The following is a 26,183-nucleotide window of genomic DNA, read 5'->3' on the forward strand; positions in this document are numbered from 1 at the left end:
GCAAGTGATAAACACCCGTACCACTTGCCGCTTGCGGCTTGAAGCTTGTGCTGCTCCTTAGAGATGCGATTCGGCGTATTCGGCCAGAATCGAGCGAGGCACCCCTTGCAGGGTGATGTGCACGCCGTTGGGGAAGTCCTTGAAGCGTTCGGTCAGGTAGGTCAGCCCGGAGCTGGTCGCGGACAGGTAAGGGGTGTCGATCTGCGCCAGGTTGCCCAGGCACACCACTTTGGAACCGGCGCCGGCCCGGGTGATGATGGTCTTCATCTGGTGCGGCGTGAGGTTCTGGCATTCGTCGATCAGGATCAGGCTCTGCTGGAAGCTGCGCCCGCGGATGTAGTTGAGCGACTTGAACTGCAGCGGCACCTTGCTGAGGATGTAGTCGACGCTGCCGTGGGTGCTTTCGTCATCCATGTGCAAGGCTTCGAGGTTGTCGGTGATGGCGCCGAGCCAAGGCTCCATCTTTTCCGCTTCGGTGCCCGGCAGGAAGCCGATCTCCTGGTCCAGCCCCTGCACGCTGCGGGTGGCGATGATGCGCCGGTAGCGCTTGCTGACCATGGTCTGCTCGATGGCGGCCGCCAGCGCCAGGATGGTCTTGCCGGAACCGGCGGCGCCGGACAGGTTGACCAGGTGGATGTCCGGGTCGAGCAAGGCGTACAGCGCCAGGCTCTGGTAGATGTCCCGTGGCTTGAGGCCCCAGGCTTCCTGGTGCAGCAGCGGTTCCTGGTGCAGGTCGAGGATCAGCAGCCGGTCCTCGTCGATCTCCTTGATCCAGCCGACGAACCCCTGCTCGTCGATGATGAACTCGTTGACGTGCACCGCCGGCAGGTTGTCGATCAGTTGCACCTGATGCCAGGTGCGGCCGTGGTCCTGGCGGGTCTCGACCTTGCTCACGCGGTCCCAGAAGGAGCCGGTCATGTTGTGGTAGCCGTTGGGCAGCAGCGACACGTCGTCGACCAGCTGGTCGGTGCTGTAGTCTTCGGCCGCGATCCCGCAGGCCCGCGCCTTGAGGCGCATGTTGATGTCCTTGGTGACCAGCACGACCGGTTTCTTCGGGTCGCGGGTGTGCAGGTCGATCAACTGGTTGATGATTTTGTTGTCGTTCAGGTGCTCCGGCAGAATCAGGTTCGGCTCGGCATGTTTGCTCATCAGAATCGACAGCAAGCCCTTGGGTCCGCTCTTGCCGCGCTGGATCGGCACTCCCTGTTCAACGTCCTCCGGTGAAGCGTCCCCCAGGGTCTTGTCGATCAGCCGGATGGCCTGACGGCATTCGGCGGCCACGCTGTGATGCCCGCTCTTGAGCTTGTCCAGCTCTTCAAGCACGGTCATCGGGATCGCGACGTGGTGTTCTTCGAAATTCAGGAGGGCGTTTGGATCGTGAATCAATACGTTGGTATCGAGTACATAAAGGATTGGCTGGTTGGAAGAAGGGCTACGTCCGTGATCATCCATACTCGGTCACCTTTGTGGGAGCCATTCGACGCAATACCTGGACGGTGCTGCGCCTCGAAGTGACTGCCGAACCCGTCCGCGCCCCTTGATCGGGAGGCCGGACGAACTGCACACAAATGGGTCTTGGGAGACGCCACCTGTGTCGCAGGTTTCGGCGGTCTGAGTTCGTAATACTCCAAAACCTGTGACAGAAAAAAGCACTTTGACGAATTTTTGAAGTTTATTTTGCAAAGTGACGAAAAGCCCTTGGCGGACCGCCCTGCCCCCGTTAGAGTCGGAAGTCCGCCTGCTTCAAATTCCTCTGAAAATTTACCCCGCACCCAATGTTTACGGGGCCTTCGTGCCTTGTCAGCGAAACGCGTCCTGACAGTCTTCCCAGCCGATGCCGCTTTGCGCGGTCTGGGTGATGAGCCACGGCAACGCGGTCTTCACCGCATCCTGCTTCATGTTGAAATTGATCACCCCGTGCCGCCACAGCAGCATCAGGGTCAGCACCCGCTGCGCGCTCTGGCTGCCCTTGAGCTTGCCGGCGCCGTCCTGGGCGTCGATGTCCCACAGCGCCACTTGCAGGCCCTGGGCGTTGAAGAACGCCTGCGCGTCGCTGCGCCGCTGACCGTCCGGCGGGCGGAACAGCGGCACGTAGTTTTCCGGCAGCTTGCCTTTGACCAGGTCGGCGCTGCGGCGCACCGAGTCCTGCCAGTCCTGCCAATGGCTGTGGGAGCGGAACTCCCAGCCCTGCACGCCCACGCACTGCTGCGAGAACGTCGCTTGCAGGCTGGCGACCGAATGCTCCGCCAGCCGCGCCTGGACATCCTTGCCCAGCACGAAGAACGTGCCGCTCAGGTTCGACTTGCGCAGGTACTCGGCCAGCCAGTCGGTGTTGTCCGGCTGCAGGTTGGCGGCGCTGTCGAAGCTCAGCAGGAACAAGCGGTCGTTCATCTCGTCGCCGTTGCGTTCGTAGTCGCCGAAACGGTCGATCTCGCTGCCGGTCTGCGGAAACAGCGCGGCCTTGCGCAGCAGCTCGTCCAGGTACTGGGCATGGAAGGTGCGGCTCGGTTCGGCCCACTTGATGTAGTAGCTCTCCTCGCCGAGCTGGAACTTGCCGGCCTGCTCGCGCAGGGTCGGCACGTCTTCGACCAGGAAGCAGAACGAAGCGTCCTGGTCGCAGCTCTGCTGGGCGTGGTCGTAGCCGTTGAACAACCGTTGCCAGAGCCGCCCGCGCAGGCGGTTGACGGCGTCCATGTTGACCGTGCGCAGCCCCAGGCGCTGGGCCAGCGCGGCCTCGTCCAGCGCTTCGCTGGCCAGCAGCCCCCGGGCGAAGGTGAGGATCTCCGCCCGCGAGGCCACGTCGAAGAGGGTCGGATTCTTCAGTTGCTCCGGCCAGGTGCCGCGGTCCAGCGTCGCCGGATCGCCGGGCGCCGCCAGGGCCCCGACACTCAACAACCACGCCCAAAGGAATAGAACGATACGCAAAGGGATGTCTCCATAACAAAACCCGCGCGGCACTATAGCCGATAAGGCGTCGGCGGCGGTTCCCCGCGGGATTGCGGACAACCATCGATCACCTATCGGACTCATAGCTGGAGTCAACCCGGCCAACCCCCTAGAATCGCCGCCACGATCAAAGGAGACGACTGCATGCTGATGGTGATTTCCCCCGCCAAGACCCTCGACTACGAAACGCCGCCGGCGACCTCGCGCTTCACCCAGCCGCAATACCTCGACCATTCCCAGGAGCTGATCCAGCAACTGCGCGAACTCAGTCCGGCGCAGATCAGCGAGCTGATGCACGTCTCCGACAAGATCGGCGGCCTCAACGCCGCGCGCTTCGGCAGCTGGACGCCGGCCTTCACCCCGGACAACGCCAAGCAGGCGCTGCTGGCGTTCAAGGGTGACGTCTACACCGGGCTCGACGCCCAGACCTTCAGCGAAGCCGATTTCGACCACGCGCAGCGGCACCTGCGCATGCTGTCCGGCCTCTACGGCCTGCTGCGCCCCCTTGACCTGATGCAGCCGTACCGGCTGGAGATGGGCACCAAGCTGGCCAACGCCCGGGGCAAGGACCTTTACGCGTTCTGGGGCACGCGCATCAGCGAGTGGCTCAACGAAGCGCTGGCCGACCAGGGCGACGACGTGCTGCTCAACCTGGCGTCCAACGAGTACTTCTCGGCGGTCAAGCGCTCCGCCCTGAATGCGCGGATCATCAACACCGAGTTCAAGGACCTGAAGAACGGCCAGTACAAGATCATCAGCTTCTACGCCAAGAAGGCCCGGGGCCTGATGAGCCGTTTCGTCATTCAGGAACGCATCAACGATCCCGCCGCATTGAAGCAGTTCGATGTCCAGGGTTACCGCTACAGCGCCGAACAGTCGAAACCGGACAATCTGGTGTTCCTGCGCGACCACGCCCCCGAATGAAGCATGCGCGGTGCACGACTCTTTATTGAAGGAGTCGTGCACCGCGCACGACGTCAAAAATCCCCCGCCCCTTTTCGCCATTTCGTTGGCGCCATAAAAACATCGCCCCTCTTCCTAACGTTTGTTTCACTCGACAGGTGTCATTTTTTTCAGTAGTGGCACGCACTTTTTTTCAAAGTAATGGCATAAAACCATCCCCCGCGATTATCCGCCTATATATAAAGGGCGAAATCGAAAGTGCTATCAATATGAAAGCAGTGCCATCTTTTTCAATATTTCAAGAAATTTCAGATTTCAGGATGAACGGGCCGGAACTATGTCCTGCTGCGTAGCTCATACCACCGGTAACGATTCTCGCCGAATCTGTACGAGATAACTTACGCAGATGAACGTTCGCTGTAACCAAGTTGCCACAACAACTTTCACAGCGACTTCACTTGTTTAGGCAAAGACCAAAGACGGGAAATACGCACCCTGAACATTCCCTGCAAGGCCAAGGCTGCGCCCCTGCAAGCGCGCTCGCCAGAGCGCTGAACCGCCCGGACTGCGGGTGTTTCGCCTGACACCGGGCAGGCATGTCGACTGAGCGGCCCGCCTTCGGACGAAGGTTTTGCCGCCTGTCGGGGCAAGTCACAACAATAAGGCCTAGTTGCGCACAACTTGAGTGCACTTATTTAGCCACTCGAAACTTACATTGCCGAAACACGGCACTGTCGTGCCTGCAAGACGCACTTTCGAGTGCACCATGACCGCTGGAACCATTAACTCCGGCCATCTAATGGCTTGATAAAACACAGAGGTAATTGCGATGCGCATCAGCATTTTTGGTTTGGGTTACGTTGGCGCGGTATGTGCCGGTTGCCTGTCTGCACGGGGCCACGACGTGGTCGGCGTCGATGTCGCCAAAGACAAGATCGACATGATCAACGCCGGCAAATCCCCCATCGTCGAACCGGGCCTGGGCGAACTGCTGGCGCAGGGCATCCAGACCGGCCGCCTGCGCGGCACCACCGACTTCGCCGAGGCGATCCGCGCCACCGACCTGTCGATGATCTGCGTCGGCACGCCGAGCAAGAAGAACGGTGACCTGGAACTGAACTACATCGAGGCGGTGTGCCGCGAGATCGGTTTCGTGCTGCGCGAGAAGTCCACCCGCCACACCATCGTGGTGCGCAGCACCGTGCTGCCGGGCACCGTCGCCAACGTGGTGATCCCGATCCTCGAAGACTGCTCCGGCAAGAAGGCCGGCGTCGACTTCGGCGTGGCGGTCAACCCTGAGTTCCTGCGCGAAAGCACCGCGATCAAGGACTACGACTTCCCGCCGATGACCGTCATCGGCGAGTTCGACGCCGCTTCGGGCGACGTCCTGCAATCGCTGTACGAAGAGCTCGACGCGCCGATCATCCGCAAGGACATCGCCGTCGCCGAGATGATCAAGTACACCTGCAACGTCTGGCACGCCACCAAGGTGACCTTCGCCAACGAGATCGGCAACATCGCCAAGGCCGTCGGCGTCGACGGCCGTGAGGTGATGGACGTGGTCTGCCAGGACAAGACCCTCAACCTGTCCCAGTACTACATGCGTCCGGGCTTCGCCTTCGGCGGCTCGTGCCTGCCCAAGGACGTGCGCGCCCTGACCTACCGCGCCGGTTCCCTGGACGTGGAGGCGCCGCTGCTCAACTCGCTGATGCGCAGCAACGAATCCCAGGTGCAGAACGCCTTCGACATCGTCGAAAGCCACGACAAGCGCAAGGTCGCCCTGCTCGGCCTGAGCTTCAAGGCCGGCACCGACGACCTGCGCGAAAGCCCGCTGGTGGAACTGGCCGAGATGCTGATCGGCAAGGGCTACGACCTGAGCATCTACGACAGCAACGTCGAATACGCCCGCGTCCACGGCGCGAACAAGGACTACATCGAGTCGAAGATCCCCCATGTGTCGTCCCTGCTCAATGCGGACTTCGACTCGGTCATCGACAACTCCGACGTGATCATCCTGGGCAACCGCGACGAGAAGTTCCGCTCCCTGGCCCAACAGGTGCCGGACGGCAAGCAGGTCATCGACCTGGTGGGCTTCATGGCCCGGGCCACCCACGCCGGCAGCCGCACCGAAGGGATTTGCTGGTAAGGCGGCAGCAAGCTTCAAGCTACAAGCCGTAAGCAAAAGCACCTCGCTTGAAGCTTGCGGCTTGGAGCTTGCAACTGACTCCAGGACGTTCCTCATGCCCAGACTCAAACATTTTTTTCTGCAAGCGGCCGGCTGGCTTTTGTTTCTGAGCCTGCTGATGGGCCTGGCCCTGATGCTGCCCGTGTCCACGTTCGACGCCGAGTCGAAGGACTTCATTTTCCTGATCGGCGCCGTGGGCATCTGGCGCTACTCGATGGGCGCCACCCACTTCGTGCGCGGCATGACTTTCCTGTACATCGTCTACCCGCACCTGCGGCGCAAGGTGCGCAAGCTGGGCGAAGCGGCCGATCCGTCCCACGTGTTCCTGATGGTCACCAGTTTCCGCATCGACGCGCTGACCACCGCCCAGGTCTACGGCTCGGTGATCCGCGAGGCCATCGACTGCGGCCTGCCGACCACCGTGGTCTGCTCCATCGTCGAGATGTCCGATGAACTGCTGGTCAAGAGCCTGTGGGCGCGGATGAACCCGCCGGAGCGGGTCACGCTGGACTTCGTGCGCATTCCCGGCACCGGCAAGCGCGACGGCCTGGCCTACGGCTTCCGTGCGATCTCCCGGCACCTGCCCGACGACCGCGCCGTGGTGGCCGTGATCGACGGCGACACCGTGCTGGGCGAAGGCGTGGTGCGCAAGACCGTGCCGTGGTTCCAGCTGTTCGGCAACGTCGGCGGCCTGACCACCAACGAATTCTGCGAAGTGCGCGGCGGCTACGTCATGAGCGAATGGCACAAGCTGCGCTTCGCCCAGCGCCACATCAACATGTGCTCGATGGCCCTGTCCAAGCGCGTGCTGACCATGACCGGTCGCATGTCGGTGTTCCGCGCCACCGTGGTCACCAACCCGGAGTTCATCGCCGACGTCGAGAGCGACTCGCTGCAGCACTGGCGCCTGGGCCGCTTCAAGTTCCTCACCGGCGACGACAAGTCGAGCTGGTTCAGCCTGATGCGCCTGGGCTACGACACCTTCTACGTGCCGGACGCGGCGATCAACACCGTCGAGCACCCGCCGGAGAAGAGCTTCATCAAGGCCAGCCGCAAGCTGATGTTCCGCTGGTACGGCAACAACCTGCGGCAGAACTCCCGCGCCCTCGGCCTGGGCATCCGCCGCCTCGGGCTCTTCACCTCGGTGGTGCTGTTCGACCAGCGCGTGTCGATGTGGACGTCCCTGCTGGGCCTGACCGTGGCGGTCATCGCCAGCTTCAAGTACGGCACCGCGTTCATCCTCGTGTACCTGCTGTGGATCGGCATCACCCGCCTGATCCTGACCCTGCTGCTGTCGTGCTCCGGACACCGGATCGGCCCGGCCTACCCGGCGATCCTCTATTACAACCAGATCGTCGGCGCGCTGGTGAAGATCTACGTGTTCTTCCGCCTCGACCAACAGTCCTGGACCCGCCAACCCACCTCGCTGTCCCGTGACCTCGCCAGCTTTCAACGTTGGTTCAACACCTGGTCGTCTCGGACCATGACCTTCTCCGCCGGCAGCATTTTCGTCGCCGTGCTGCTGATGATGGTCTGACCCGCCTCTCTTGGATTAACAAGGAAACCGCTCCCATGAATACCGCCGTCAACGTCAACGTAGTCCATGAATCCGAAGCCCAGCGCCAGCATGCACGGGTGAAGATCCCGGCCAAGCTGCGCTTCTTCGGCCCCGACCGCACGCCGGTCGAGGCGCGGGTCATCGACCTGTCGGCCGGCGGCCTGGCGTTCAACGCCGGTCAGTTGCCGCTCAAGGTCGGCGACGTGCACAAGGCGCGCCTGCAGTTCGTCATCGACAACCTCGGCCTGGCGATGGACGTCGAGATGCAGGTGCGCTCCCACGACCGCCAGACCGGCCGCACCGGCTGCCAGTTCCAGAACCTGGAGCCGCGGGACATCGCCACCTTGCGCCACCTGATCACCTCGCACCTGGCCGGCGACATCGTCAGCATCGGCGAAGTGCTGGCGACCCTGCAGCGCGACAACTTCACCAAGGCGCGCAAGACCAAGGACGGCGGCCACGGCATGACCCCGTTCGGGCGCCTGAAGGCGGTGACCTTCAGCCTCGGCGTGTTCGTCGTCGGCCTGGCCGCGTTCGGCTTCATCGCCAAATCGGTGTACGGCATGTACTTCGTCAGCCACGCCCAGGCCGGCCTGGTCAGCGTGCCGGCCATGAACATCACCATGCCCCGCGACGGCACCGTGCAGAGCCTGGTGAAGTCCGACGGCGTCGCCGCCAAGGGCGCGCCGCTGGCGACCTTCAGCACCAGCATGCTCGACGTGCTCAAGGGCCACCTGGACGAAGACCAGTTGCAGCCGGCCAAGGTCGAAGAGCTGTTCGGCAAGCAGATGACCGGCACCCTCACCTCGCCGTGCGACTGCACCGTGGCCCGTCAGCTGGTGGCCGACGGTCAGTACGCCAGCAAGGGCGACGTGATCTTCGAACTGGTGCCGCGCAACACCCAGGCCACCGTCGATGCGCGCTTCTCCTACCGCCAGTTCGGCGACGTGCGTCCGGGCACCCCGGTGAGCTTCCAGATCGCCGGCGACGACAAGGTCCGCAGCGGCAAGATCGTGCGCAGCGCCAGCCTCAAGAGCGAAGACCTGTCCTCGGACATCCGCGTGCAGATCCAGCCGGACGAGCCGCTGGACAGCACCTTCGCCGGCCGCCCGGTGGAAGTGAACAGCGACCGCGGCCCGAACCTGAACTGGCTGATCGACAAAGCCATGGCCCACGGCCTTTAAGTCGAGGACACGCCTGTGACCACTCCAACTCTCCCAAACACGCCGCAGTCCTTGTGGGAGCTGGCTTGCCAGCGATTGCATCAACGCGGTCTGCCTGATGCACCGAGCCGTGCGCATCGCCAGCAGGCCGGCTCCCACACCGGTTATGCGTTGTGTGCAATTGCACTGGCAGTGAGTCTGGCCGGTTGCGCCGGCCTGCCCGACGAGCGCCTGGCCAACGAAGCCCTCAAGCGCGGCGACACCGCGACCGCCGCGCAGAACTACCGGGCGCTGGCGGACCTGGGCTACAGCGAGGCGCAAGTGGGCCTCGCCGACATCCAGGTCGACAGCCGCGACCCCGAGCAAATGAAACAGGCCGAAGCCACCTACCGGGCCGCGGCCAGCGTCTCGCCACGCGCCCAGGCGCGCCTCGGCCGCCTGCTGGTGGCCAAGCCCGGCGCCACCGAAGCCGAGCACCAGGAGGCCGAAAGCCTGCTGAAGAAAGCCGCCGCCCAGAGCGAAGGCAATACGTTGATCCCGCTGGCGATGCTGTATCTGCAATACCCGCACAGCTTCCCGAACATCGACGCCCAGCAGCAGATCGATCAGTGGCGCCAGTCCGGCTATCCGGAGGCCGGCCTGGCCCAGGTGCTGCTGTACCGCACCCAAGGCACCTACGACCAGCACCTGGATGACGTGGAGAAGATCTGCAAGGCCGCGCTCAACACCACCGACATCTGCTACGTCGAACTGGCCACGGTCTATCAGAAACGTGCGCAGCCGGAGCAACAGGCCGAACTGATCAAACAGCTGCAGGCCGGTCATGGCCGCGGCACCGTCAGCGCGCAACGGGTCGATTCGGTGGCCCGGGTGCTGGCCGATCCGACCTTGGGCAAGACCGACGAGAAGACCGCGCAAGCGCTGCTCGAACCCATCGCGCCGGGCTATCCGGCGTCGTGGGTCACCTTGGCGCAGCTGCTCTACGACTTCCCGGAACTGGGCGACACCGACCAGATGATGAAGTACCTGGACAACGGCCGCGCCGCCGACCAGCCCCGCGCCGAACTGCTGCTGGGCAAGCTCTACTACGAAGGCAAACTGGTGCCGGCCGACGCCAGGGTCGCCGAGCGGCACTTCGAGAAGGCCGTCGGCCGCGAAGTGGCCGCCGACTACTACCTCGGCCAAATCTACCGCCGCGGCTACCTGGGCAAGGTCTATCCGCAGAAGGCCCTCGACCACCTGCTGACCGCTGCGCGCAACGGCCAGAACAGCGCCGACTTCGCCATCGCCCAACTGTTCTCCCAGGGCAAGGGCACCCGGCCCGACCCGGTCAACGCCTACGTGTTCAGTCAGTTGGCCAAGGCCCAGAACACCCCGCAGGCCGATGAGCTGGCGACCACCCTCGCCGCGCAACTGCCCCCCGAACGCCTGGCCCAGGCCCAACGCCTGCTGCAACAGGAACAGGCCAGCCGCGGCGCCCTGAACCGCAATGCGCTGCCGCTGCATGCCCTGCCAGAAGAAGAAGGCGAGGAATCCCTATGAAGCTCAATCCATTCGTGAAGGCCGGCATCGGCCTGTCCTTCGCCCTGATCTGGTCCTGCCCGACGCTGGCCGCGATCACCGAAACCAAGAACTTCGGCCTGGAGGTGAAAATCACCGGCCAGTCCGAGGACGACCGCGACCTGGGCACCGCCCGCGGCGGCGACGTCAACGGCGTGGGCCTCGACCTGCGTCCGTGGGTCTACGGCGAGAGCGGCGCGTGGAGCGCCTATGCCATGGGCCAGGCCGTGACCTCCACCGACATCATCGAGACCGACACCCTGCAGCAGTCCGACGGCGCCCAGGCCACCGACAGCGGCGACCGCCAGACCAAGAAGAACTACCTGGCCATGCGCGAGTTCTGGGTCGGCTACAGCGGCTTCACGCCCTACCCCGGCGAGATCCTCAAGTTCGGCCGCCAGCGCCTGCGCAACGACGACGGCCAATGGCGCGACACCAACATCGAGGCACTGAACTGGACGTTCGACACCACCCTGCTGCGGGCCAACGCCGGCGTCGCCGAACGCTTCAGCGAATACCGCACCGACCTCAAGGAACTGGCGCCCAAGGACAAGGACCGCCTGCACGCCTACGCCGACGCCGCCTACCAGTGGACGCCGGGCCAGTGGGTCGGCCTCCGCGGGCACCACACCCACGACAACGGCAAGCTCGACTACGCCGAACCGGGCGTGCCCCGCGACACCCTCGACAAGACCGAGAACGGCGACATCAGCTGGCTCGGCCTGACCGCCGACAGCGACGCCTACAACTGGCGCAACACCAACACGGTCAATTACTGGGGCAGCATCACCGGCATGAGCGGCGACCGCGACAAGGTCAACCCGCTCAACGCCGACGGCAGCCGCCCGACCGAGGCCAAGCGCAGCGACAGCGTCAACGGCTGGGCCACGGACCTGGGCGTGCGCCTGCGCCTCGACCCGCAGTGGCAGGTCGGCGCCGCCTACGCCCGCGCCAGCGCCGACTACGAACAGAACGGCCTGGAATCCAACCGCTCGAACTACACCGGCACCCGCTCGCGGGTGCACCGCTTCGGCGAAGCGTTCCGCGGCGAGATGAACAACCTGCAGACCGCCACCCTGTTCGGTTCCTGGATGCTCAACGACCAGTACGACGCCAGCCTGATCTACCACAAGTTCTGGCGCGTGGACGGCAACAAGCCGGTGGGCAGCAACGGCATCAACGCCGTCGAGAACAACACCGACGACGTGACCGGCGCGATCCTGTCCAGCACCTCCCTGCCGCTGGACGACGGCAAGAAGGACATGGGCCAGGAGATGGATCTGGTGGTCACCAAGTACTTCAAGCAAGGCCTGCTGCCGGCGGCGCTGAGCCAGTCCATCGACGAGCCGTCGGCGCTGGTGCGCTTTCGCGGCGGCGTGTTCAAGCCCGGCGACGCCTACGGCAGCCAGGTCGACTCGTACATGCACCGCGCGTTCATCGACGTGATCTGGCGCTTCTGATGCAGACCGCCAAGGGAGTGCCCGACATGAACAACCCAAGGAAAGGCCCGCTCGGCCTGTTGGCCGGCGCCCTGCTGCTGGCCAGCGCCGGCGCCTTCGCCACGGTCGAGCCGGCGAAGCCGGTGACCCTGGCCAAAGGGCTGCAGCAGGCCAAGACCTACACCGTCAGCAGCGCCCCGACCGAGGCGCTGGAGCTGGCCGAGCCGAAGCTGCCCGACCTCTCCGGCTACACCGCCGGGGCCGCCGCCGCGAAGATCGTGCGCAGCAAGCCGGGCAAGGTCAGCGTACGCCGGATGATGCAGGAAGACGCCCTGAAGGACTTCATCGGCGGCGACAACAAGATGGCCGAATGGGTGGTGCGCCAGCACGGCATCCCCCAGGCGATCTTCGTCGACGACGGCTACATGAACCTCAAGGAACTGGCGCAGAAGCTGCCCAAGCAATACCTCAGCGAAACCGCGCCGGGCGTGTACCTGGCCAGGCTGCCGATCGTCGTCGGCCGCAAAGGCATCCTCGAGATCGACGGCCAGACCCAGGAACTGCGCCTGTCCCAGGAAGCCGGCTCGTTCCTCGTCAACGACGGCCAGCTGTTCGTGCGCGACACCCGGGTCACCGGCTGGCGCGAGAAGGACAACGGTCCGGCGACGTTCCGCTCGCCCAAGGAATTCCGTCCGTTCCTGCTCGCCTGGGGCGGCACCGAGACCTACATCGTCAACAGCAAGATGGCCAGCTTCGGCTACGCCAACAGCAAGTCCTACGGCGTGAGCATTTCCCAGTACACGCCGAACATGGCCAAGGTGCTCAAGCGTCCCGAGCCGACCGGCTGGATCGTCGGCTCCGAGTTCTCGGACATGTGGTACGGCTTCTACTGCTACGAGACCCGCGACTTCGTGGTCAAGGGCAACACCTACAAGGACAACATCGTCTACGGCATCGACCCCCACGACCGCTCCCACGGCCTGGTCATCGCCGAAAACACCGTCCACGGCACGAAGAAGAAGCACGGGATCATCATCTCCCGCGAGGTGAACGACAGCTTCATCTTCAACAACAAGAGCTTCGACAACCACCTCTCGGGGCTGGTGATCGACCGCAACAGCGTGAACAACGTGATCGCCCACAACGAGATCTACCGCAACCACACCGACGGCATCACCCTCTACGAGTCCGCCGACAACCTGCTGTGGGGCAACAAGGTCATCAGCAACAAGCGCCACGGCATCCGCATCCGCAACAGCGTGAACATCCGCCTGTACGAGAACGTCGCCATGGCCAACGGCCTGACCGGCGTCTACGGCCACATCAAGGACCTGACCGACACCGACCGCGACATCAAGCTCGACCCGTTCGACGCCCAGGTCTCGCTGATCGTGGTCGGCGGCGAACTGGCGGCCAACGGCAGCGGCCCGATGGCCATCGACTCGCCGCTGAGCGTGGAGCTGTACCGCGTCTCGATGCTGGCGCCGACCAAATCCAGCGGCATCAGCTTCAACGGCGTCCTGGGCGAGCGCCAGGACGAAATTCTCGACCTGCTGGTGCGCCAGCAGAAAGCCGTGCTGATCGACCCCGTCGAACGCCAGACCGAACTGCGGGACTGAGGACTTTTTATGCACCCACACCTGATCAAACTGCTCAGCCTGTCGGCCCTGACCGTGGGCATCCTGGCGGCCAGCGACGGCGCCGGCGCAGACGAGGCAAAAGCCCCTTCGTTCACCGCCGAGCCGTGCTGCAGCCTGTGCCCCGCCGCCCACGACCCGAAGAACTACACCACCCGCTACCAGCAGAACTTCACCACCTTGGTGCAGGCGCAGGGCGACTGGCTGTTCCGCACCCGGGAAGACCTGCGCACCGAATTCGACACCACCCCCGCCGGCTACCGCCGCCTGCAGCAGCTGCACGATGCGTTCAAGAGCAAGGGCGTGGAACTGGTGATCGTCTACCAGCCGACCCGTGGCCTGGTGAACCGCAACAAGCTCAACCCGCAGGACAAGGCCGCCTTCGACTACGAGAAGGCGCTGGGCAACTACAAGACCATGCTCGGCCGCTTCGCCAAGATGGGCTACGTGGTGCCGGACCTGTCGCCGCTCACCGACGAATCGCTGCCCGAGACCCTGCCCGCCCACGATTTCTATTTCCGCGGCGACCAGCACTGGACGCCCTACGGCGCCCAGCGCACGGCGAAGATCGTCGCCGAGCAGGTCAAGCGGATCCCGGCCTTCGCCGACATCCCCAAGCGCGAGTTCGAGACCAAGCGCTCCGGGCGCATGGGCAAGACCGGCACCCTGCACAACATGGCCGGGCAACTGTGCGGCACCAGCTACGCGATCCAGTACATGGACCAGTTCACCACCGAGCCCAAGGGCGAGGCCGGCGACGGCGACCTGTTCGGCGACAGCGGCAACCCGCAGATCACCCTGGTGGGCACCTCCCACAGCGGCAAGAACTACAACTTCGCCGGTTTCCTCGAAGAGGCCATCGGCGCCGACATCCTCAACGTCGCGTTCCCCGGCGGCGGCCTGGAAGGCTCGATGCTGCAGTACCTGGGCAGCGACGAGTTCCAGAAGTCGCCGCCCAAGATCCTCATCTGGGAGTTCTCGCCGCTGTACCGCCTCGACCAGGAAACCATCTACCGCCAGATGATGGCGCTGCTGGACAACGGCTGCGAGGGCAAGGACGCGCAGATGAGCGCCAGCGCGACGCTCAAGCCGGGCAAGAACGAACTGCTGGTCAACAGCAAGAACCTGAACCTGCAGAACAACGGCCATCAGGTCGACATCCGCTTCGCCGACACCTCGGTGAAGACCCTGCACGCCACCCTCTGGTACATGAACGGCCGCCACGAGGACATCAAGATCGAGAAGCCGGAAACCTCCGACACCGACGGGCGTTTCGCCTTCGAATTGCGCACGGACGAGGACTGGGCCACGCAGAACCTGCTGGCCGTGGAAGTCCAGGGCCCGGACGCGGGCGCCGAGCCGCAGAAGGTCGAAGCGAAAATCTGCAAACGCAACGTATTCCCGGGCGCCGGGTCGCAAACCGCCCAGCTCGGGCAATGAGGTCTGCCATGCGAAACCGAACGATCAAACACCTGCTTGCGCCGTCCCTGCTGACCCTGGCGATGTTCGCCGGGGCCACCCAGGCCGCCGCGCCGCTGCGTCCGCCCCAGGGCTACTTCGCGCCTGTGGACAAGTTCAAGACCGGCGACAAGAGCGAAGGCTGCGACGCCATGCCGGCGCCCTACACCGGCCCGCTGCAGTTTCGCAGCAAGTACGAAGGCTCGGACAAGGCCCGCGCCACCCTCAACGTGCAGTCGGAGAAAGCCTTCCGCGACAGCACCGCCGACATCACCAAGCTTGAGCGCGGCACCGCCAAGCGGGTGATGCAGTTCATGCGCGACGGCCGCCCGGAGCAGCTCGACTGCACGCTCGACTGGCTGACCGCCTGGGCCCGGGCCGATGCGCTGATGTCCAGGGACTTCAACCACACCGGCAAGTCGATGCGCAAATGGGCGCTGGGCAGCATGGCGTCCTCGTACATCCGCCTGAAGTTCTCCGACTCGCACCCGCTGGCCCAGCATCAGCAGGAAGCCCGGGAGATCGAGGCCTGGTTCAGCAAACTGGCGGACCAGGTGGTGAGCGACTGGGACAACCTGCCGCTGGCGCAGACCAACAACCACTCCTACTGGGCCGCGTGGTCGGTGATGGCGACGGCCATCGCCACCGACCGCCGCGACCTGTTCGACTGGGCGGTGAAGGAATACAAGGTCGGCGCCGGCCAGATCGACGCCGACGGCTACCTGCCCAACGAACTCAAGCGCCAGCAGCGCGCCCTGGCCTACCACAACTACGCCCTGCCGCCGCTGGCGATGATCGCCAGCTTCGCCCAGGTCAACGGCGTGGACCTGCGCCAGGAGAACAACGGCGCCCTCAAGCGCCTGGGCGACCGGGTGCTGGCCGGCGTGAAGGATCCCGACGCCTTCGAAGCCAAGAACGGCAAGCAGCAGGACATGACCGACCTGAAGCAAGACATGAAATTCGCCTGGCTCGAACCGTTCTGCAGCCTCTACGCCTGTGCGCCGGATGTGCTGGAGAAGAAGCACGGCATGCAGCCGTTCAAGACCTTCCGCCTGGGCGGCGACCTGACCAAGGTCTACGACCCGTCGCACGAGAAGGGCAACAAGGGTTCGTGAAGTTCGGCACAACACCCTGTGGGAGCTGGCTTGCCGGCGATTGCAATCTGACATTCAGCATCGATGTCGACTGACACGCCGCCATCGCTGCGGTGCGGCGACCCGACAAGCCAGCTCCCACAGGGGACGGTGTCAGGTTTGAGATTTGTGAGTTGACCCTCCGGTTTCACGTGGGGGGGTTTGGGGGGGCCTTGGCCCTTGACTGTGGCTTCAAACATGGAGAAACCGGGATGGTCTTTTCATCCAACGTGTTCCTGTTCCTGTTCTTGCCGATCTTCCTCGGCCTGTACTACCTGAGCGGGCAACGCTACCGCAACCTGCTGCTGCTGATCGCCAGCTACGTGTTCTACGCCTGGTGGCGGGTGGACTTCCTGGCGCTGTTCGCCGGCGTCACCCTGTGGAACTACTGGATCGGCCTGAAGGTCGGCGCCGCCGGCGTGAAGAGCAAGCCGGCCCAGCGCTGGCTGCTGCTCGGCGTGGCGGTGGACCTGTGCATCCTGGGCTACTTCAAGTACGCCAACTTCGGCGTCGACAGCCTCAACGCGATCATGACGTCGTTCGGCCTGGAGCCGTTCATCCTCACCCACGTGCTGTTGCCGATCGGCATCTCGTTCTACATCTTCGAGTCCATCAGCTACATCATCGACGTGTACCGCGGCGACACCCCGGCCACCCGCAACCTGATCGACTTTGCGGCGTTCGTGGCGATCTTCCCGCACCTGATCGCAGGTCCCGTGCTGCGTTTCCGCGACCTCGCCGACCAGTTCAACCACCGCACCCACACCCTCGACAAGTTCTCCGAAGGCTGCACACGGTTCATGCAGGGTTTCATCAAGAAGGTGTTCATTGCCGACACCCTGGCGGTGGTGGCCGACCATTGCTTCGCCCTGCAACACCCGACCACGGGCGACGCCTGGCTCGGCGCGCTGGCGTACACCGCGCAGCTGTATTTCGACTTCTCCGGTTACAGCGACATGGCCATCGGTCTGGGCCTGATGATGGGTTTCCGTTTCATGGAAAACTTCAAGCAGCCGTACATCAGCCAGTCGATCACCGAGTTCTGGCGCCGCTGGCACATCAGCCTGTCGACCTGGCTGCGCGACTACCTCTACATCACCCTGGGCGGCAACCGCAAAGGCACGCTGATGACCTATCGCAACCTGTTCCTGACCATGTTGCTGGGTGGTCTGTGGCACGGCGCGAACATCACCTACATCGTCTGGGGTGCGTGGCACGGCATGTGGTTGGCGATTGAAAAAATGCTCGGCATCAACACCTCGCCGCGCAGCCTCAACCCGATCCGCTGGGCCCTGACCTTCCTGCTCGTGGTCATGGGCTGGGTGATCTTCCGTGCCGAGAACCTGCACGTCGCCGGGCGCATGTACGGTGCGATGTTCAGCTTCGGCGACTGGTCGCTGTCGGAACTCAACCGCGCCAGCCTCACCGGCCTGCAAGTCGCAACACTGGTGTTGGCTTATCTGACCCTGGCGTTCTTCGGCCTGCGTGATCTGTACACCGGCAAGGCACCGGTCAAGAGCAAGCCTGAAGTGAACGTGGAAAGCGACGGCCCTGCCGGCGCCCAACCGGGCCTGATCAAGGCCGCACCCGGCGAAAACCCGCAAAGCATCCATGAACCCGGCTACACCGTCGGCGTCGATGCCCAGGTGCAACCGGCTTACTGGACAGCCGACTGGCCGCGCTACGCGATGCGCGCCCTGGTGCTGCTGCTGTTCATCGCCTCGATTCTCAAACTCTCGGCGCAGAGCTTCTCGCCGTTCCTTTACTTCCAGTTCTGAGGGATCTGCCATGACCCGCTCATTACGCATGTTCTACATCGCCCTGTTTCTGCTGACCTTGCTGGTGCTCGGCCTGTGGTCGATGCGCAGCTTCTTCGGCTTCAGCACCCACGCCGACGCCACGGTGCTCAACGGCCGCTGGACCAAGGCCGTGGAAACCCATTACGACGACGCGTTTCCGATCAAGCGCCTGGGCACCAACCTGTGGGCCGCGCTGGACTTCAAGCTGTTCAACGAAGGCCGTCCGGGCGTGGTCCTCGGCCGTGACCAGTGGCTGTACAGCGACGAGGAGTTCAACCCGATCGTCAACGAAGAGCTGAACCTGCAAGGCAACTACGCGCTGGTCGAAGGCGTGCGCCAGACCCTGAAAGCGAAAGGCGTGAAACTGGTGATGGCCATCGTGCCGGCCAAAGTACGCCTGTACCCGGAACACCTCGGCGAAGTGAAGCCCGCGAGCATCCATGCCAACCTCTACCAGGACTTCCACGCCCGTGTCGCGGCGGACAAGATCCTCGCCCCGGACCTGCTCGGCCCGCTGCAAAAGGCCAAGCAGAACGGTCAGCAAGTGTTCCTGCGCACCGACACCCACTGGACACCGGAAGGTGCCGAGATCGCCGCCGACACCCTGGCCAAGACCATCGCCGACAAGTTCCCCTTGAGCGGCGAGCCGCAGCGCTTCGTCACCACGCCGGCCGAGAAGGTCACGCACAAGGGCGACCTGCGCCTGTTCCTGCCGCTGGATCCGCTGTTCGAGAACCTGATGCCGGCCAAGGAACCGTTGCAGAAGCGCAACACCGTGGCCGCTGACGAACAGCCGGCCGGCGACGACGCCCTGTTCGCCAGCCGCGAAGTGCCGGTGGCGCTGATCGGCACCAGCTACAGCGCCAACCCCAACTGGAACTTCCTCGGCGCGCTCAAGCAGGCGCTCAACAGCGACGTGGTCAGTTACGCCGAAGACGGCCACGGCCCGATCCTGCCGATGCTCAGCTACCTCAAAAGCGACGACTTCAAGAACAGCCCGCCCCAGGTGCTGATCTGGGAGTTCCCTGAACGATATCTGCCTGTGAACAACGAAATCGGCGACGCCGACCCGCAGTGGGTCGCAGAGCTCAAACAAGCCGGCGCGCGCCAACAGAACGTAGCTGTGAACACTTCATCCGAGACGCCCGACCGGGCGCAAAACTGAAAGAGAGGTACACCATGACTTTCACTCCAACTCCGCGTCGTCTCGCCCAACGCCTTGCCCTCGTCGCCGGCCTGAGCGTGCTGTCGGTCCAGGCGTTCGCCGGCGGCGACGCCGCGCTCTACGGCCCGACCGCGCCCAAAGGTTCGACCTTCGTGCGCGTCTACAACGCCAGCAACGCCGAAGTCAGCGCCACCGTCGGCAGCACCAGCCTGAGCGACATCGCCCCGCTGGCCAGCAGCGACTTCAGCTTCATGCCCGGCGGCGACTACAGCGCCAAGGTCGGCAGCCAGACCCTGCCGGTGAAACTGGCCGGCGACCACTACTACACCCTGGTCAACAACGCTTCCGGCGCGCCGCAACTGATCGAGGAGCCGCCGTTCAAGAACAAGCAGAAATCCCTGGTGCGCGTGCAGAACCTCAGCGACAAGCCGCTGACCCTCAAGACCGCCGACGGCAAGACCGAAGTGGTGCCGAACGTGGCCGCCAAGGGCCGCGGCGAACGGGAGATCAACCCGGTGAAGGTCAGCCTGGCGCTGTACGAAGGCGACAAGAAAGTCGGCGACGTCAAACCGGTCGCCCTGGAACGCGGTGAAGCCGCCGTGCTGTACGTCACCGGAACTGGCAGCAGCCTCTCGCCGGTGTGGGTGAAACGCCCGGTATCGACGCGCTGACGCGCGAGCTATCAGCTTCAAGCCACAAGCCACAAGCTGCAAGCTGCAAGTGAAGGGCTTTTGACTGGCCGCTTGCGGCTTGTGGCTCCCAACTGAATTTTATGGAGTAAACAATATGATTCCGGTGATCTTGTCAGGTGGTAGCGGTTCACGTCTCTGGCCGCTGTCGCGTAAGCAATTCCCTAAGCAATTCCTCGCCCTGACCGGCGAACACACCCTGTTCCAGCAAACCCTCGAACGCCTGGTGTTCGAAGGCATGGACACACCTATCGTGGTCTGCAACAAGGAGCACCGTTTCATCGTCAACGAGCAGTTGGCCGCACGCAATCTGGAAAGCCAGCGCATCCTGATGGAGCCGTTCGGTCGCAACACTGCGCCGGCTGTCGCGTTGACCGCGATGATGCTGGTCAATGAAGGTCGCGACGAGCTGATGCTGGTGCTGCCCGCCGACCATGTGCTGGAAGATCAGAAAGCCCTGCAACGTGCCCTGGCACTGGCTACCGTCGCCGCCGAGAACGGCGAGATGGTGCTGTTCGGCGTGCCGGCCACCAAACCGGAGACCGGCTACGGCTACATCAAGTCGGTCAGCGATGCGCTGCTGCCCGAAGGCGTCAGCCGCGTCTCGCACTTCGTGGAGAAGCCCGACGTCAAGCGCGCCACCGAATACGTCGAGTCCGGCGGCTACTACTGGAACAGCGGCATGTTCCTGTTCCGCGCCAGCCGCTTCCTCGAAGAGTTGAAAAAGCACGACCCGGACATCTACGACACCTGCCTGCTGACCCTGGAGCGCAGCGTCCAGGACCCCGACACCATCACCTTCGACGAAGCCACCTTCGCCTGCTGCCCGGACAACTCCATCGACTACTCGGTGATGGAAAAGACCCAACGCGCCTGCGTGGTGCCGCTGACCGCCGGCTGGAGCGACGTGGGCTGCTGGTCGTCGCTGTGGGAGGTCAACGAGAAAGACGCCAACGGCAACGTCAGCAAGGGCGACGTGGTGATCCAGGACAGCAAGAACTGCATGATCCACGGCAACGGCAAACTGGTGTCGGTGATCGGCCTGGAAAACATCGTCGTGGTGGAAACCAAGGACGCCATGATGATCGCCCACAAGGACAAGGTCCAGGGCGTCAAGCAGATGGTCAACACCCTCAATGAACAGGGCCGCAGCGAAACCCAGAACCACTGCGAGGTCTACCGTCCGTGGGGCTCCTACGACTCGGTGGACATGGGCGGCCGGTTCCAGGTCAAGCACATCTCGGTCAAGCCGGGCGCGTGCCTGTCGCTGCAGATGCACCACCACCGCGCCGAACACTGGATCGTGGTCAGCGGCACCGCCGAAGTCACCTGCGACGAGAACGTGTTCCTGCTCACCGAGAACCAGTCCACCTACATCCCGATCGCCTCGGTGCACCGCCTGCGCAACCCGGGCAAGATCCCGCTGGAGATCATCGAAGTGCAATCGGGCTCGTACCTGGGCGAGGACGACATCGAGCGCTTCGAAGACATCTACGGCCGCTCCACCCCGGTCGAGCGCGGCGTGTCGGTGAAAACCATCGCGCAGTGATCGGCCTGCCGTGACAAAAGCCCCCGCCCGCCCCGCTGCGTCCCCTATCCGCAGCGGGGCGGGCGGGGGCTTTTTTCTGAGGCTTTCGTAGCCTGGTCCGGCGTCATCGCAAACCACTTGCCATTCGCCAACCTCACCTACGCTTAGGTAGGATGCCCTTCTCTCTCTGCGAGGTTTCGCGACATGTTCATCGGCGTCCTGCTGGTCATCACCTGGCTGATCCTGCTGCTGCGCTATCCCGCCAAGGCCTTGCCGGTCTCGGCGGCGGCGGCCGTCGGGCTGGGGCTGGTGGCGATGTGGGTGGTGTGGCTGGACAACCGCGAGGTCAAGCAACTGGCGCGCCTTGAGCTGCGCATCGCTTATGCCCCCGAGCACTGTCCCGCCGACCGTCCGTTGCTGCTCAAGATGAACAACGGCAACGACGTGCCGCTGACCGAACTGCGCTGGCGCATCGCTGCGTATGCGCCGGGCGACACGGTCAACCTGGCCGACAACCAGTACACCGCCCCGCGCTACCGCGGCCCCGGCGAACTGCAGCCCGGCGGCAACTGGGAAGACTGCCTGCCGCTGCCGCCGCTGCGCCCCGGTTACCGCCCGCAGACCCTGGAGTTTCGCGCCGAGCGGTTGCAGGGTAGTTTCTCCGACTGATCCCCCTCACTTCCGCATAAGGAATGCGCCATGCCCGTTGCACTGATCACCGGTTGTTCCAGCGGCATCGGCCGCGCCCTCGCCGACGCCTTCAAGGCCGCCGGCTATGACGTCTGGGCCAGTGCGCGCAAGGCCGAAGACGTCGCCGCGCTGAGTGCCGCCGGCTTCACCGCCGTGCAGCTGGACGTCAACGACGGCGCGGCGCTGGAGCAATTGGGCGAACGGCTGAACCACGAGCGCGGCGGCCTCGACGTGCTGATCAACAACGCCGGCTACGGCGCCATGGGCCCGCTGCTCGACGGCGGCGTGGCGGCCATGCAGCGCCAGTTCGAGACCAACGTGTTCTCGATTGTCGGTGTGACCCGCGCGCTGTTCCCGGTGCTGCGCCGGGCCAGGGGGCTGGTGGTGAACATCGGCAGCGTGTCGGGCGTGCTGGTCACGCCGTTCGCCGGCGCCTACTGCGCCTCGAAGGCGGCGGTGCACGCCTTGAGCGACGCGTTGCGCATGGAGCTGGCGCCGTTCGGCATCCGGGTGACGGAAGTCCAGCCCGGCGCCATCGAATCCAGCTTCGCCAAGAACGCCGGGCATGAGGCCGAGCAACTGATCACCGAGCAGTCGCCGTGGTTTGCGCTGCGCGAAGGGATCCGCGCGCGGGCCAAGGCGTCCCAGGACAAGCCGACCCCGGCCCGGGAGTTTGCCGCCGAACTGCTCAAGGCCGTGCAGCAGGCCAAACCGCCAAGGCTGGTCCGCATCGGCAACGGCAGCCGGGCGCTGCCGTTGCTGGCGACCTGGCTGCCCAAAGGCCTGCTGGAATCGACGCTGATGAAGCGGTTCGGGCTGCGCGCAAGCCTCTGACGGCGACCGGCGAAATGGCCGAACCGGCCGATCCACGCGTCAACACAACCGACTGACCCCCGTGGCGAGGGAGCTCGCTCCCTCGCCACACAATGTCAGCCGGATCATTGGCCGTCGGTCTGCTTCACCACCACCGTGCAGGTGATCCCCGCCGCCAGCAGCACCCCCTCCGGCACCTCGTCGATGTGAATGCGCACCGGCACCCGCTGGGCCAGGCGCACCCAGTTGAACGTCGGGTTGACGTCGGCGATCAGCTCGCGGCTTTCCGGGTTGTCGCGGTCGTAGATGCCGCGGGAAATGCTCTCCACATGGCCCTTGAGGACTTCGCCGCTCATCAGCTGCATGTCGGCCCGGTCGCCCACGCGCACGTGGGGCAGCTTGGTCTCTTCGAAGAAGCCGTAGACCCAGAACGAGTTCATGTCGACCACGGCCATCTTCGCCTCGCCGATGCGCGCGTAGTCGCCGCGGTGGACGTTGAGGTTGGTCACGTAGCCGTCCACCGCCGCCCGCACTTCGGTGCGCTTGAGGTTGAGTTCGGCGGCCTCCAGCTGCGCCTGGGCGTGCTGGTAGTCGGCCAGGGCCGAGTCGGCGATGTTGCTGGCGTCGTCGCGGTTTTCCTTGGAGATCACCAGGTTGTCCAGGTCGGCGCGGCGGTGGGCGTTGACCTTGCGCATCTCCCACGTCGCCTTGCGCGAGGCCACCAGGGCCTGCGCCTGCTTGACCGCCAACCGGTAGTGCTCAGGGTCGATCTGCATCAGCAGGTCGCCCTTCTTCACCAACTGGTTGTCGCGCACCGGCACATCGACCACCTCGCCGGTGACGTCGGCGGCGACGTTGATGATGTCCGCCCGCACCCGGCCGTCGCGGGTCCACGGGGTGTTCATGTAGTGCTCCCACAGGGTGCGCCCGGTCCACAGCGCCAGGGCCAGCACCAGCAGGGTCGCGAGCAGGCTGAAAAACTTTTTCATCAAGACCTTCTTCAGAGTTGGAGAGTCAACGGTAAACGGTCAGCGCCATCGCGCCGAACAGACAAGTGAACAGGCTCAGGCGCAGCAGCGCCGGGTGCCAGAAGAAGCGGTACAGGTCGAACCCCGACAGGAAGCGGTCCAGCGCCCAGGCCAGCGCCGCGGCGACGAAGAACATCAGGGTCATGGTCGGCATGTACACGCCGTGGAAGGCGATTTCACGGGGCATGGGCAAGTCCTTCGGGCTTGGCGGCCGCGTAGGCGGCGAGCGGTGATTGCGGGTCGAGCAACGAAGTGCGGATGAAGTGCAGGTAGCTTTTCACCCGGCGCAGCGCCGAGGTGTCGAAGTGCGGCGCGAACGGCTCGTCGGTGGCGGCGACGCGGCCGATCGCGTGATCCACCGCCACCAGCGCCCGCTCCAGGTTGCTGGCGTTGGGTTGCAGGAACAGCCGCACCAGCGCCCGCCCCATCACCCGGATCGCCTGGCGCCACGGCTGGGATTCGGCGTACGCCGGGTGCACCGGCAAGATCGCCTGCTCCTTGCGCAGCTCGATGATCGCGTGGCCCACCTCCAGCACCACGAACATCCAGCGCAGCAGCTTTTTCTGCACCAGCGGCTGGCCGGTCGCCAGGCCGTAGGCCTGGTGCATCAGGTCGCGGGTGCGGCTTTCGAACCCTGAGGCCAGGCCCTTGAGCTTGCCGCTGATCGCATACACCACCTGGCCGCGCAGGTCCTGCTCCAGCCGTTTCCACAGCCAGCGGCTGTTGGGCGGCAGGATGATCGCCCCGGCGGCGGCGCACACCAGCATGCCCATGACCATGGCGATGTAGTCGTTGATGAAGGTGTACGGGTTGTAGATGGTCAGGTTGTCCGGCACCGAGCCGGTGCTGAAAAAGATCAGCAGCCCGAGGCCGACCCCGGCGTACTGCGGGCGCGACGCCAGGAACGAGCCGAGCACGATCACCGGCGCCAGCATCACGCACAGCAGCGCGAAGCCGTCGATCCACGGGAAGATGAAGAACATCTCGACGAAGCCGATCAGTGCGCCGAGGAACGTGCCGCACGCCATCTGGAACGCCATGCGCTTGGGGTTCGGCGTGGCGGCGGACAGGCCCACGGTGGCGGCGGCGATCAGGGTCATGGTCGCGCCGCTCGGCCACGCGGTGGCCACCCAGTAGCTGCCCAGCACGATCAGGATGAACGAGGCGCGGATCCCCGAAGCGGCCGCCGCCCACCAACTGGTCTGCGGGGTGAACGGCTCGTCCCAGCGCTCGCGCTCGTGGGTGTGGTCGGCCAGCGACGCGTGGGTCTGTGCATAACCGTGCAGGTCATCGACGAAGCGGTAGAGCAACTCGTACGCAGTGTGGAAATCCAGCAGCTCGGCCTCGCTCGGGCCGGTCTCCTGGAACGCCGCCCGCAGGCTGCGCACCCGAGCCGGCAGGCCTTCCTTGTAGGCCGCGAGCGCCGTCACCAGGCGCGCCGCATCGGGGCTGGTCAGGGCCCGGCCGCTGAAACCGTCGAGCACTTCGGCCAGGTCCTGCAGACCCGGTTTGATGGCCGCCACGACGTGTTCCTCACCGTTGCCGCGCAAGCGTTCGAGCAACTGATGCAGGGCGTTGAAACGGGTGGTGATGCCCATGAACTCGCTGTTCAGGCGGCTCAACCGGCCGTTGCGCCGACGCATGTGCGGGTCTTCGAACACCGTCACGCTGCGCAGGCCTTCCAGGCCCACGGCCTCGGCGATGAAGCGCACGTTGCTGGCCTCGAACGACTCAGGCTTGCTGCGCCCGCGCAGGCCGTCGGTGACGAACAACGCGAACACGCCGAAACGCTGGTACAGGGCGTTGCGCATGGCGGCGCTGGCGGTCTGCGGCAGGATCGCGGCGCTGACCAGGGTGGAGCAGAGAATCCCCAGGGAGATCTCCAGCACCCGCCACACCGCCGCCATGAACGCGCCGTCCGGGTGCGCCAGCGCCGGCAGGCCGACCATCGCCGCCGTGTACCCGGCCAGCACGAAACCGTAGGCGCGGAAGTTGCGGCAACGGGCGGCGCCGGCCGAGCAGATGCCGACCCAGATCGCCAGCGAGCCCAGGAACAGTTCGGTGTTCTGGGCGAACAGCGCGATCAGCGTGACCATCATCGCCGAACCGGCCAATGTGCCGAGGAACCGGTAGAAACTCTTGGCGAACACCTGGCCGCTCTGCGGCTGCATGACGATGAACACGGTGATCATCGCCGTGCGCGGCTGCGGCAGCTCCAGGCGCATCGCCAACCACAGGGTGAGGAACGCGGCGATCAGCACCTTGAAGATGTAGACCCAGGTCACGCCGTCGCTGCGTGCCCAGTCGAAGAAACCCCGGCGCCATTCCAGGGAGTGCAGCCAGCGCAGGGGGGCGGGCATGGGAGTCATTCGAATATGCTCAAGAAATCAGTCTGGACTCAGAACTTGTGGGAGCTGGCTGGCTAGCGAAGGCGGCGTCACATTCAACCGTGAGGTCGCCTGACCCAGCGCATTCGCGGGCAAGCCCGC

General features: G+C 64.6%; 20 protein-coding genes. 15 read left to right on the forward strand and 5 right to left on the reverse strand.

Going from position 1 to position 26,183, the window contains the following annotated elements; all coding sequences use genetic code 11:
• Window positions 1–57: 57 nt before the first annotated feature.
• Together KVG96_RS19775 and KVG96_RS19780 are read right to left on the reverse strand one after the other, a co-directional pair.
• Complete coding sequence (locus KVG96_RS19775; protein ID WP_217893566.1) at window positions 58–1,452, reverse strand: PhoH family protein; 1,395 nt, start codon at window positions 1,450–1,452, stop codon at window positions 58–60.
• A gap of 348 nt (window positions 1,453–1,800) precedes the next feature.
• Window positions 1,801–2,925 (reverse strand): polysaccharide deacetylase family protein, encoded by a 1,125-nt coding sequence (locus KVG96_RS19780; protein WP_217893567.1) that lies wholly within the window; start codon window positions 2,923–2,925, stop codon window positions 1,801–1,803.
• Window positions 2,926–3,090: 165 nt separating this feature from the next.
• Between KVG96_RS19780 and yaaA the strand changes: the two genes are divergently transcribed.
• The 15 genes from yaaA (at window position 3,091) to KVG96_RS19855 (ending at window position 22,687) form a co-directional block, all read left to right on the forward strand.
• Window positions 3,091–3,870: a peroxide stress protein YaaA gene (gene yaaA / locus KVG96_RS19785; RefSeq protein WP_217893568.1), complete on the forward strand. Its 780-nt coding sequence runs from the start codon at window positions 3,091–3,093 to the stop codon at window positions 3,868–3,870.
• An 808-nt stretch (window positions 3,871–4,678) separates the two neighbouring features.
• Window positions 4,679–5,995 carry a nucleotide sugar dehydrogenase gene (locus tag KVG96_RS19790; RefSeq protein WP_217893569.1) on the forward strand — a complete coding sequence of 439 codons (1,317 nt, stop codon included), beginning with the start codon at window positions 4,679–4,681 and terminating at the stop codon, window positions 5,993–5,995.
• A 94-nt stretch (window positions 5,996–6,089) separates the two neighbouring features.
• On the forward strand, window positions 6,090–7,571 hold the full coding sequence (alg8, locus tag KVG96_RS19795) for a mannuronan synthase (RefSeq protein WP_217893570.1): 1,482 nt from the start codon (window positions 6,090–6,092) through the stop codon (window positions 7,569–7,571).
• Between the two features lie 35 nt (window positions 7,572–7,606).
• Window positions 7,607–8,776, forward strand: a complete 1,170-nt coding sequence (locus KVG96_RS19800; protein ID WP_217893571.1) for an alginate biosynthesis protein Alg44 — start codon at window positions 7,607–7,609, stop codon at window positions 8,774–8,776.
• Between the two features lie 15 nt (window positions 8,777–8,791).
• Window positions 8,792–10,297 carry an alginate biosynthesis TPR repeat lipoprotein AlgK gene (gene algK / locus KVG96_RS19805; RefSeq protein ID WP_217893572.1) on the forward strand — a complete coding sequence of 502 codons (1,506 nt, stop codon included), beginning with the start codon at window positions 8,792–8,794 and terminating at the stop codon, window positions 10,295–10,297.
• Window positions 10,294–11,775: an alginate export family protein gene (locus tag KVG96_RS19810; RefSeq protein ID WP_217893573.1), complete on the forward strand. Its 1,482-nt coding sequence runs from the start codon at window positions 10,294–10,296 to the stop codon at window positions 11,773–11,775. Before algK ends, KVG96_RS19810 begins: the two co-directional genes overlap by 4 nt.
• A gap of 26 nt (window positions 11,776–11,801) precedes the next feature.
• Window positions 11,802–13,373: a mannuronan 5-epimerase AlgG gene (gene algG / locus KVG96_RS19815; protein ID WP_217893574.1), complete on the forward strand. Its 1,572-nt coding sequence runs from the start codon at window positions 11,802–11,804 to the stop codon at window positions 13,371–13,373.
• 9 nt (window positions 13,374–13,382) lie between these two features.
• Window positions 13,383–14,831: an alginate O-acetyltransferase gene (locus KVG96_RS19820; protein WP_217893575.1), complete on the forward strand. Its 1,449-nt coding sequence runs from the start codon at window positions 13,383–13,385 to the stop codon at window positions 14,829–14,831.
• 8 nt (window positions 14,832–14,839) lie between these two features.
• Window positions 14,840–15,964 (forward strand): mannuronate-specific alginate lyase, encoded by a 1,125-nt coding sequence (locus KVG96_RS19825; RefSeq protein WP_217893576.1) that lies wholly within the window; start codon window positions 14,840–14,842, stop codon window positions 15,962–15,964.
• 230 nt (window positions 15,965–16,194) lie between these two features.
• Window positions 16,195–17,760: an MBOAT family O-acyltransferase gene (locus KVG96_RS19830; RefSeq protein ID WP_217893577.1), complete on the forward strand. Its 1,566-nt coding sequence runs from the start codon at window positions 16,195–16,197 to the stop codon at window positions 17,758–17,760.
• Window positions 17,761–17,770: 10 nt separating this feature from the next.
• On the forward strand, window positions 17,771–18,946 hold the full coding sequence (locus KVG96_RS19835; RefSeq protein WP_217893578.1) for an alginate O-acetyltransferase: 1,176 nt from the start codon (window positions 17,771–17,773) through the stop codon (window positions 18,944–18,946).
• A gap of 14 nt (window positions 18,947–18,960) precedes the next feature.
• Window positions 18,961–19,617 carry an alginate O-acetyltransferase AlgF gene (locus KVG96_RS19840; protein ID WP_217893579.1) on the forward strand — a complete coding sequence of 219 codons (657 nt, stop codon included), beginning with the start codon at window positions 18,961–18,963 and terminating at the stop codon, window positions 19,615–19,617.
• A gap of 115 nt (window positions 19,618–19,732) precedes the next feature.
• A complete protein-coding gene (locus KVG96_RS19845) occupies window positions 19,733–21,184 on the forward strand; it encodes a mannose-1-phosphate guanylyltransferase/mannose-6-phosphate isomerase (protein ID WP_217893580.1) in 1,452 nt (483 codons plus the stop codon).
• Window positions 21,185–21,367: 183 nt separating this feature from the next.
• Window positions 21,368–21,832 (forward strand): multidrug transporter, encoded by a 465-nt coding sequence (locus KVG96_RS19850; protein WP_217893581.1) that lies wholly within the window; start codon window positions 21,368–21,370, stop codon window positions 21,830–21,832.
• Window positions 21,833–21,862: 30 nt separating this feature from the next.
• Entirely contained in the window at window positions 21,863–22,687 is an 825-nt protein-coding gene (locus tag KVG96_RS19855; RefSeq protein WP_217893582.1) for an SDR family oxidoreductase, read from the forward strand.
• A 104-nt stretch (window positions 22,688–22,791) separates the two neighbouring features.
• Here KVG96_RS19855 and KVG96_RS19860 read toward each other — a convergent pair whose 3' ends face one another.
• Genes KVG96_RS19860 through KVG96_RS19870 form a run of 3 tightly spaced genes read right to left on the reverse strand, consistent with a single transcriptional unit; the run spans window position 22,792 to window position 26,063 of the window.
• On the reverse strand, window positions 22,792–23,655 hold the full coding sequence (locus KVG96_RS19860) for an efflux RND transporter periplasmic adaptor subunit (protein WP_217893583.1): 864 nt from the start codon (window positions 23,653–23,655) through the stop codon (window positions 22,792–22,794).
• 25 nt (window positions 23,656–23,680) lie between these two features.
• Window positions 23,681–23,881 carry a DUF1656 domain-containing protein gene (locus KVG96_RS19865; RefSeq protein WP_003221811.1) on the reverse strand — a complete coding sequence of 67 codons (201 nt, stop codon included), beginning with the start codon at window positions 23,879–23,881 and terminating at the stop codon, window positions 23,681–23,683.
• Window positions 23,871–26,063, reverse strand: a complete 2,193-nt coding sequence (locus KVG96_RS19870; RefSeq protein WP_217893584.1) for an FUSC family protein — start codon at window positions 26,061–26,063, stop codon at window positions 23,871–23,873. The genes KVG96_RS19865 and KVG96_RS19870 overlap by 11 nt, the downstream gene beginning before the upstream one ends.
• Window positions 26,064–26,183 lie beyond the last annotated feature (120 nt).

Origin of the sequence: Pseudomonas ekonensis (assembly GCF_019145435.1) — a bacterium.
GTDB lineage: Bacteria > Pseudomonadota > Gammaproteobacteria > Pseudomonadales > Pseudomonadaceae > Aquipseudomonas > Aquipseudomonas ekonensis.

Coding starts and splice junctions, on each gene's coding strand:
- yaaA (WP_217893568.1), top strand. CDS start 3,091: ATGCTGATGGTGATTTCCCCCGCCAAGACCCTCGACTACGAAACGCCG.
- KVG96_RS19810 (WP_217893573.1), top strand. CDS start 10,294: ATGAAGCTCAATCCATTCGTGAAGGCCGGCATCGGCCTGTCCTTCGCC.
- KVG96_RS19855 (WP_217893582.1), top strand. CDS start 21,863: ATGCCCGTTGCACTGATCACCGGTTGTTCCAGCGGCATCGGCCGCGCC.
- KVG96_RS19825 (WP_217893576.1), top strand. CDS start 14,840: ATGCGAAACCGAACGATCAAACACCTGCTTGCGCCGTCCCTGCTGACC.
- KVG96_RS19860 (WP_217893583.1), bottom strand. CDS start 23,655: ATGAAAAAGTTTTTCAGCCTGCTCGCGACCCTGCTGGTGCTGGCCCTG.
- KVG96_RS19850 (WP_217893581.1), top strand. CDS start 21,368: ATGTTCATCGGCGTCCTGCTGGTCATCACCTGGCTGATCCTGCTGCTG.
- alg8 (WP_217893570.1), top strand. CDS start 6,090: ATGCCCAGACTCAAACATTTTTTTCTGCAAGCGGCCGGCTGGCTTTTG.
- KVG96_RS19775 (WP_217893566.1), bottom strand. CDS start 1,452: ATGGATGATCACGGACGTAGCCCTTCTTCCAACCAGCCAATCCTTTAT.
- KVG96_RS19840 (WP_217893579.1), top strand. CDS start 18,961: ATGACTTTCACTCCAACTCCGCGTCGTCTCGCCCAACGCCTTGCCCTC.
- KVG96_RS19800 (WP_217893571.1), top strand. CDS start 7,607: ATGAATACCGCCGTCAACGTCAACGTAGTCCATGAATCCGAAGCCCAG.
- algG (WP_217893574.1), top strand. CDS start 11,802: ATGAACAACCCAAGGAAAGGCCCGCTCGGCCTGTTGGCCGGCGCCCTG.
- KVG96_RS19820 (WP_217893575.1), top strand. CDS start 13,383: ATGCACCCACACCTGATCAAACTGCTCAGCCTGTCGGCCCTGACCGTG.
- KVG96_RS19865 (WP_003221811.1), bottom strand. CDS start 23,881: ATGCCCCGTGAAATCGCCTTCCACGGCGTGTACATGCCGACCATGACC.
- KVG96_RS19835 (WP_217893578.1), top strand. CDS start 17,771: ATGACCCGCTCATTACGCATGTTCTACATCGCCCTGTTTCTGCTGACC.
- KVG96_RS19830 (WP_217893577.1), top strand. CDS start 16,195: ATGGTCTTTTCATCCAACGTGTTCCTGTTCCTGTTCTTGCCGATCTTC.
- KVG96_RS19870 (WP_217893584.1), bottom strand. CDS start 26,063: ATGACTCCCATGCCCGCCCCCCTGCGCTGGCTGCACTCCCTGGAATGG.
- KVG96_RS19790 (WP_217893569.1), top strand. CDS start 4,679: ATGCGCATCAGCATTTTTGGTTTGGGTTACGTTGGCGCGGTATGTGCC.
- KVG96_RS19845 (WP_217893580.1), top strand. CDS start 19,733: ATGATTCCGGTGATCTTGTCAGGTGGTAGCGGTTCACGTCTCTGGCCG.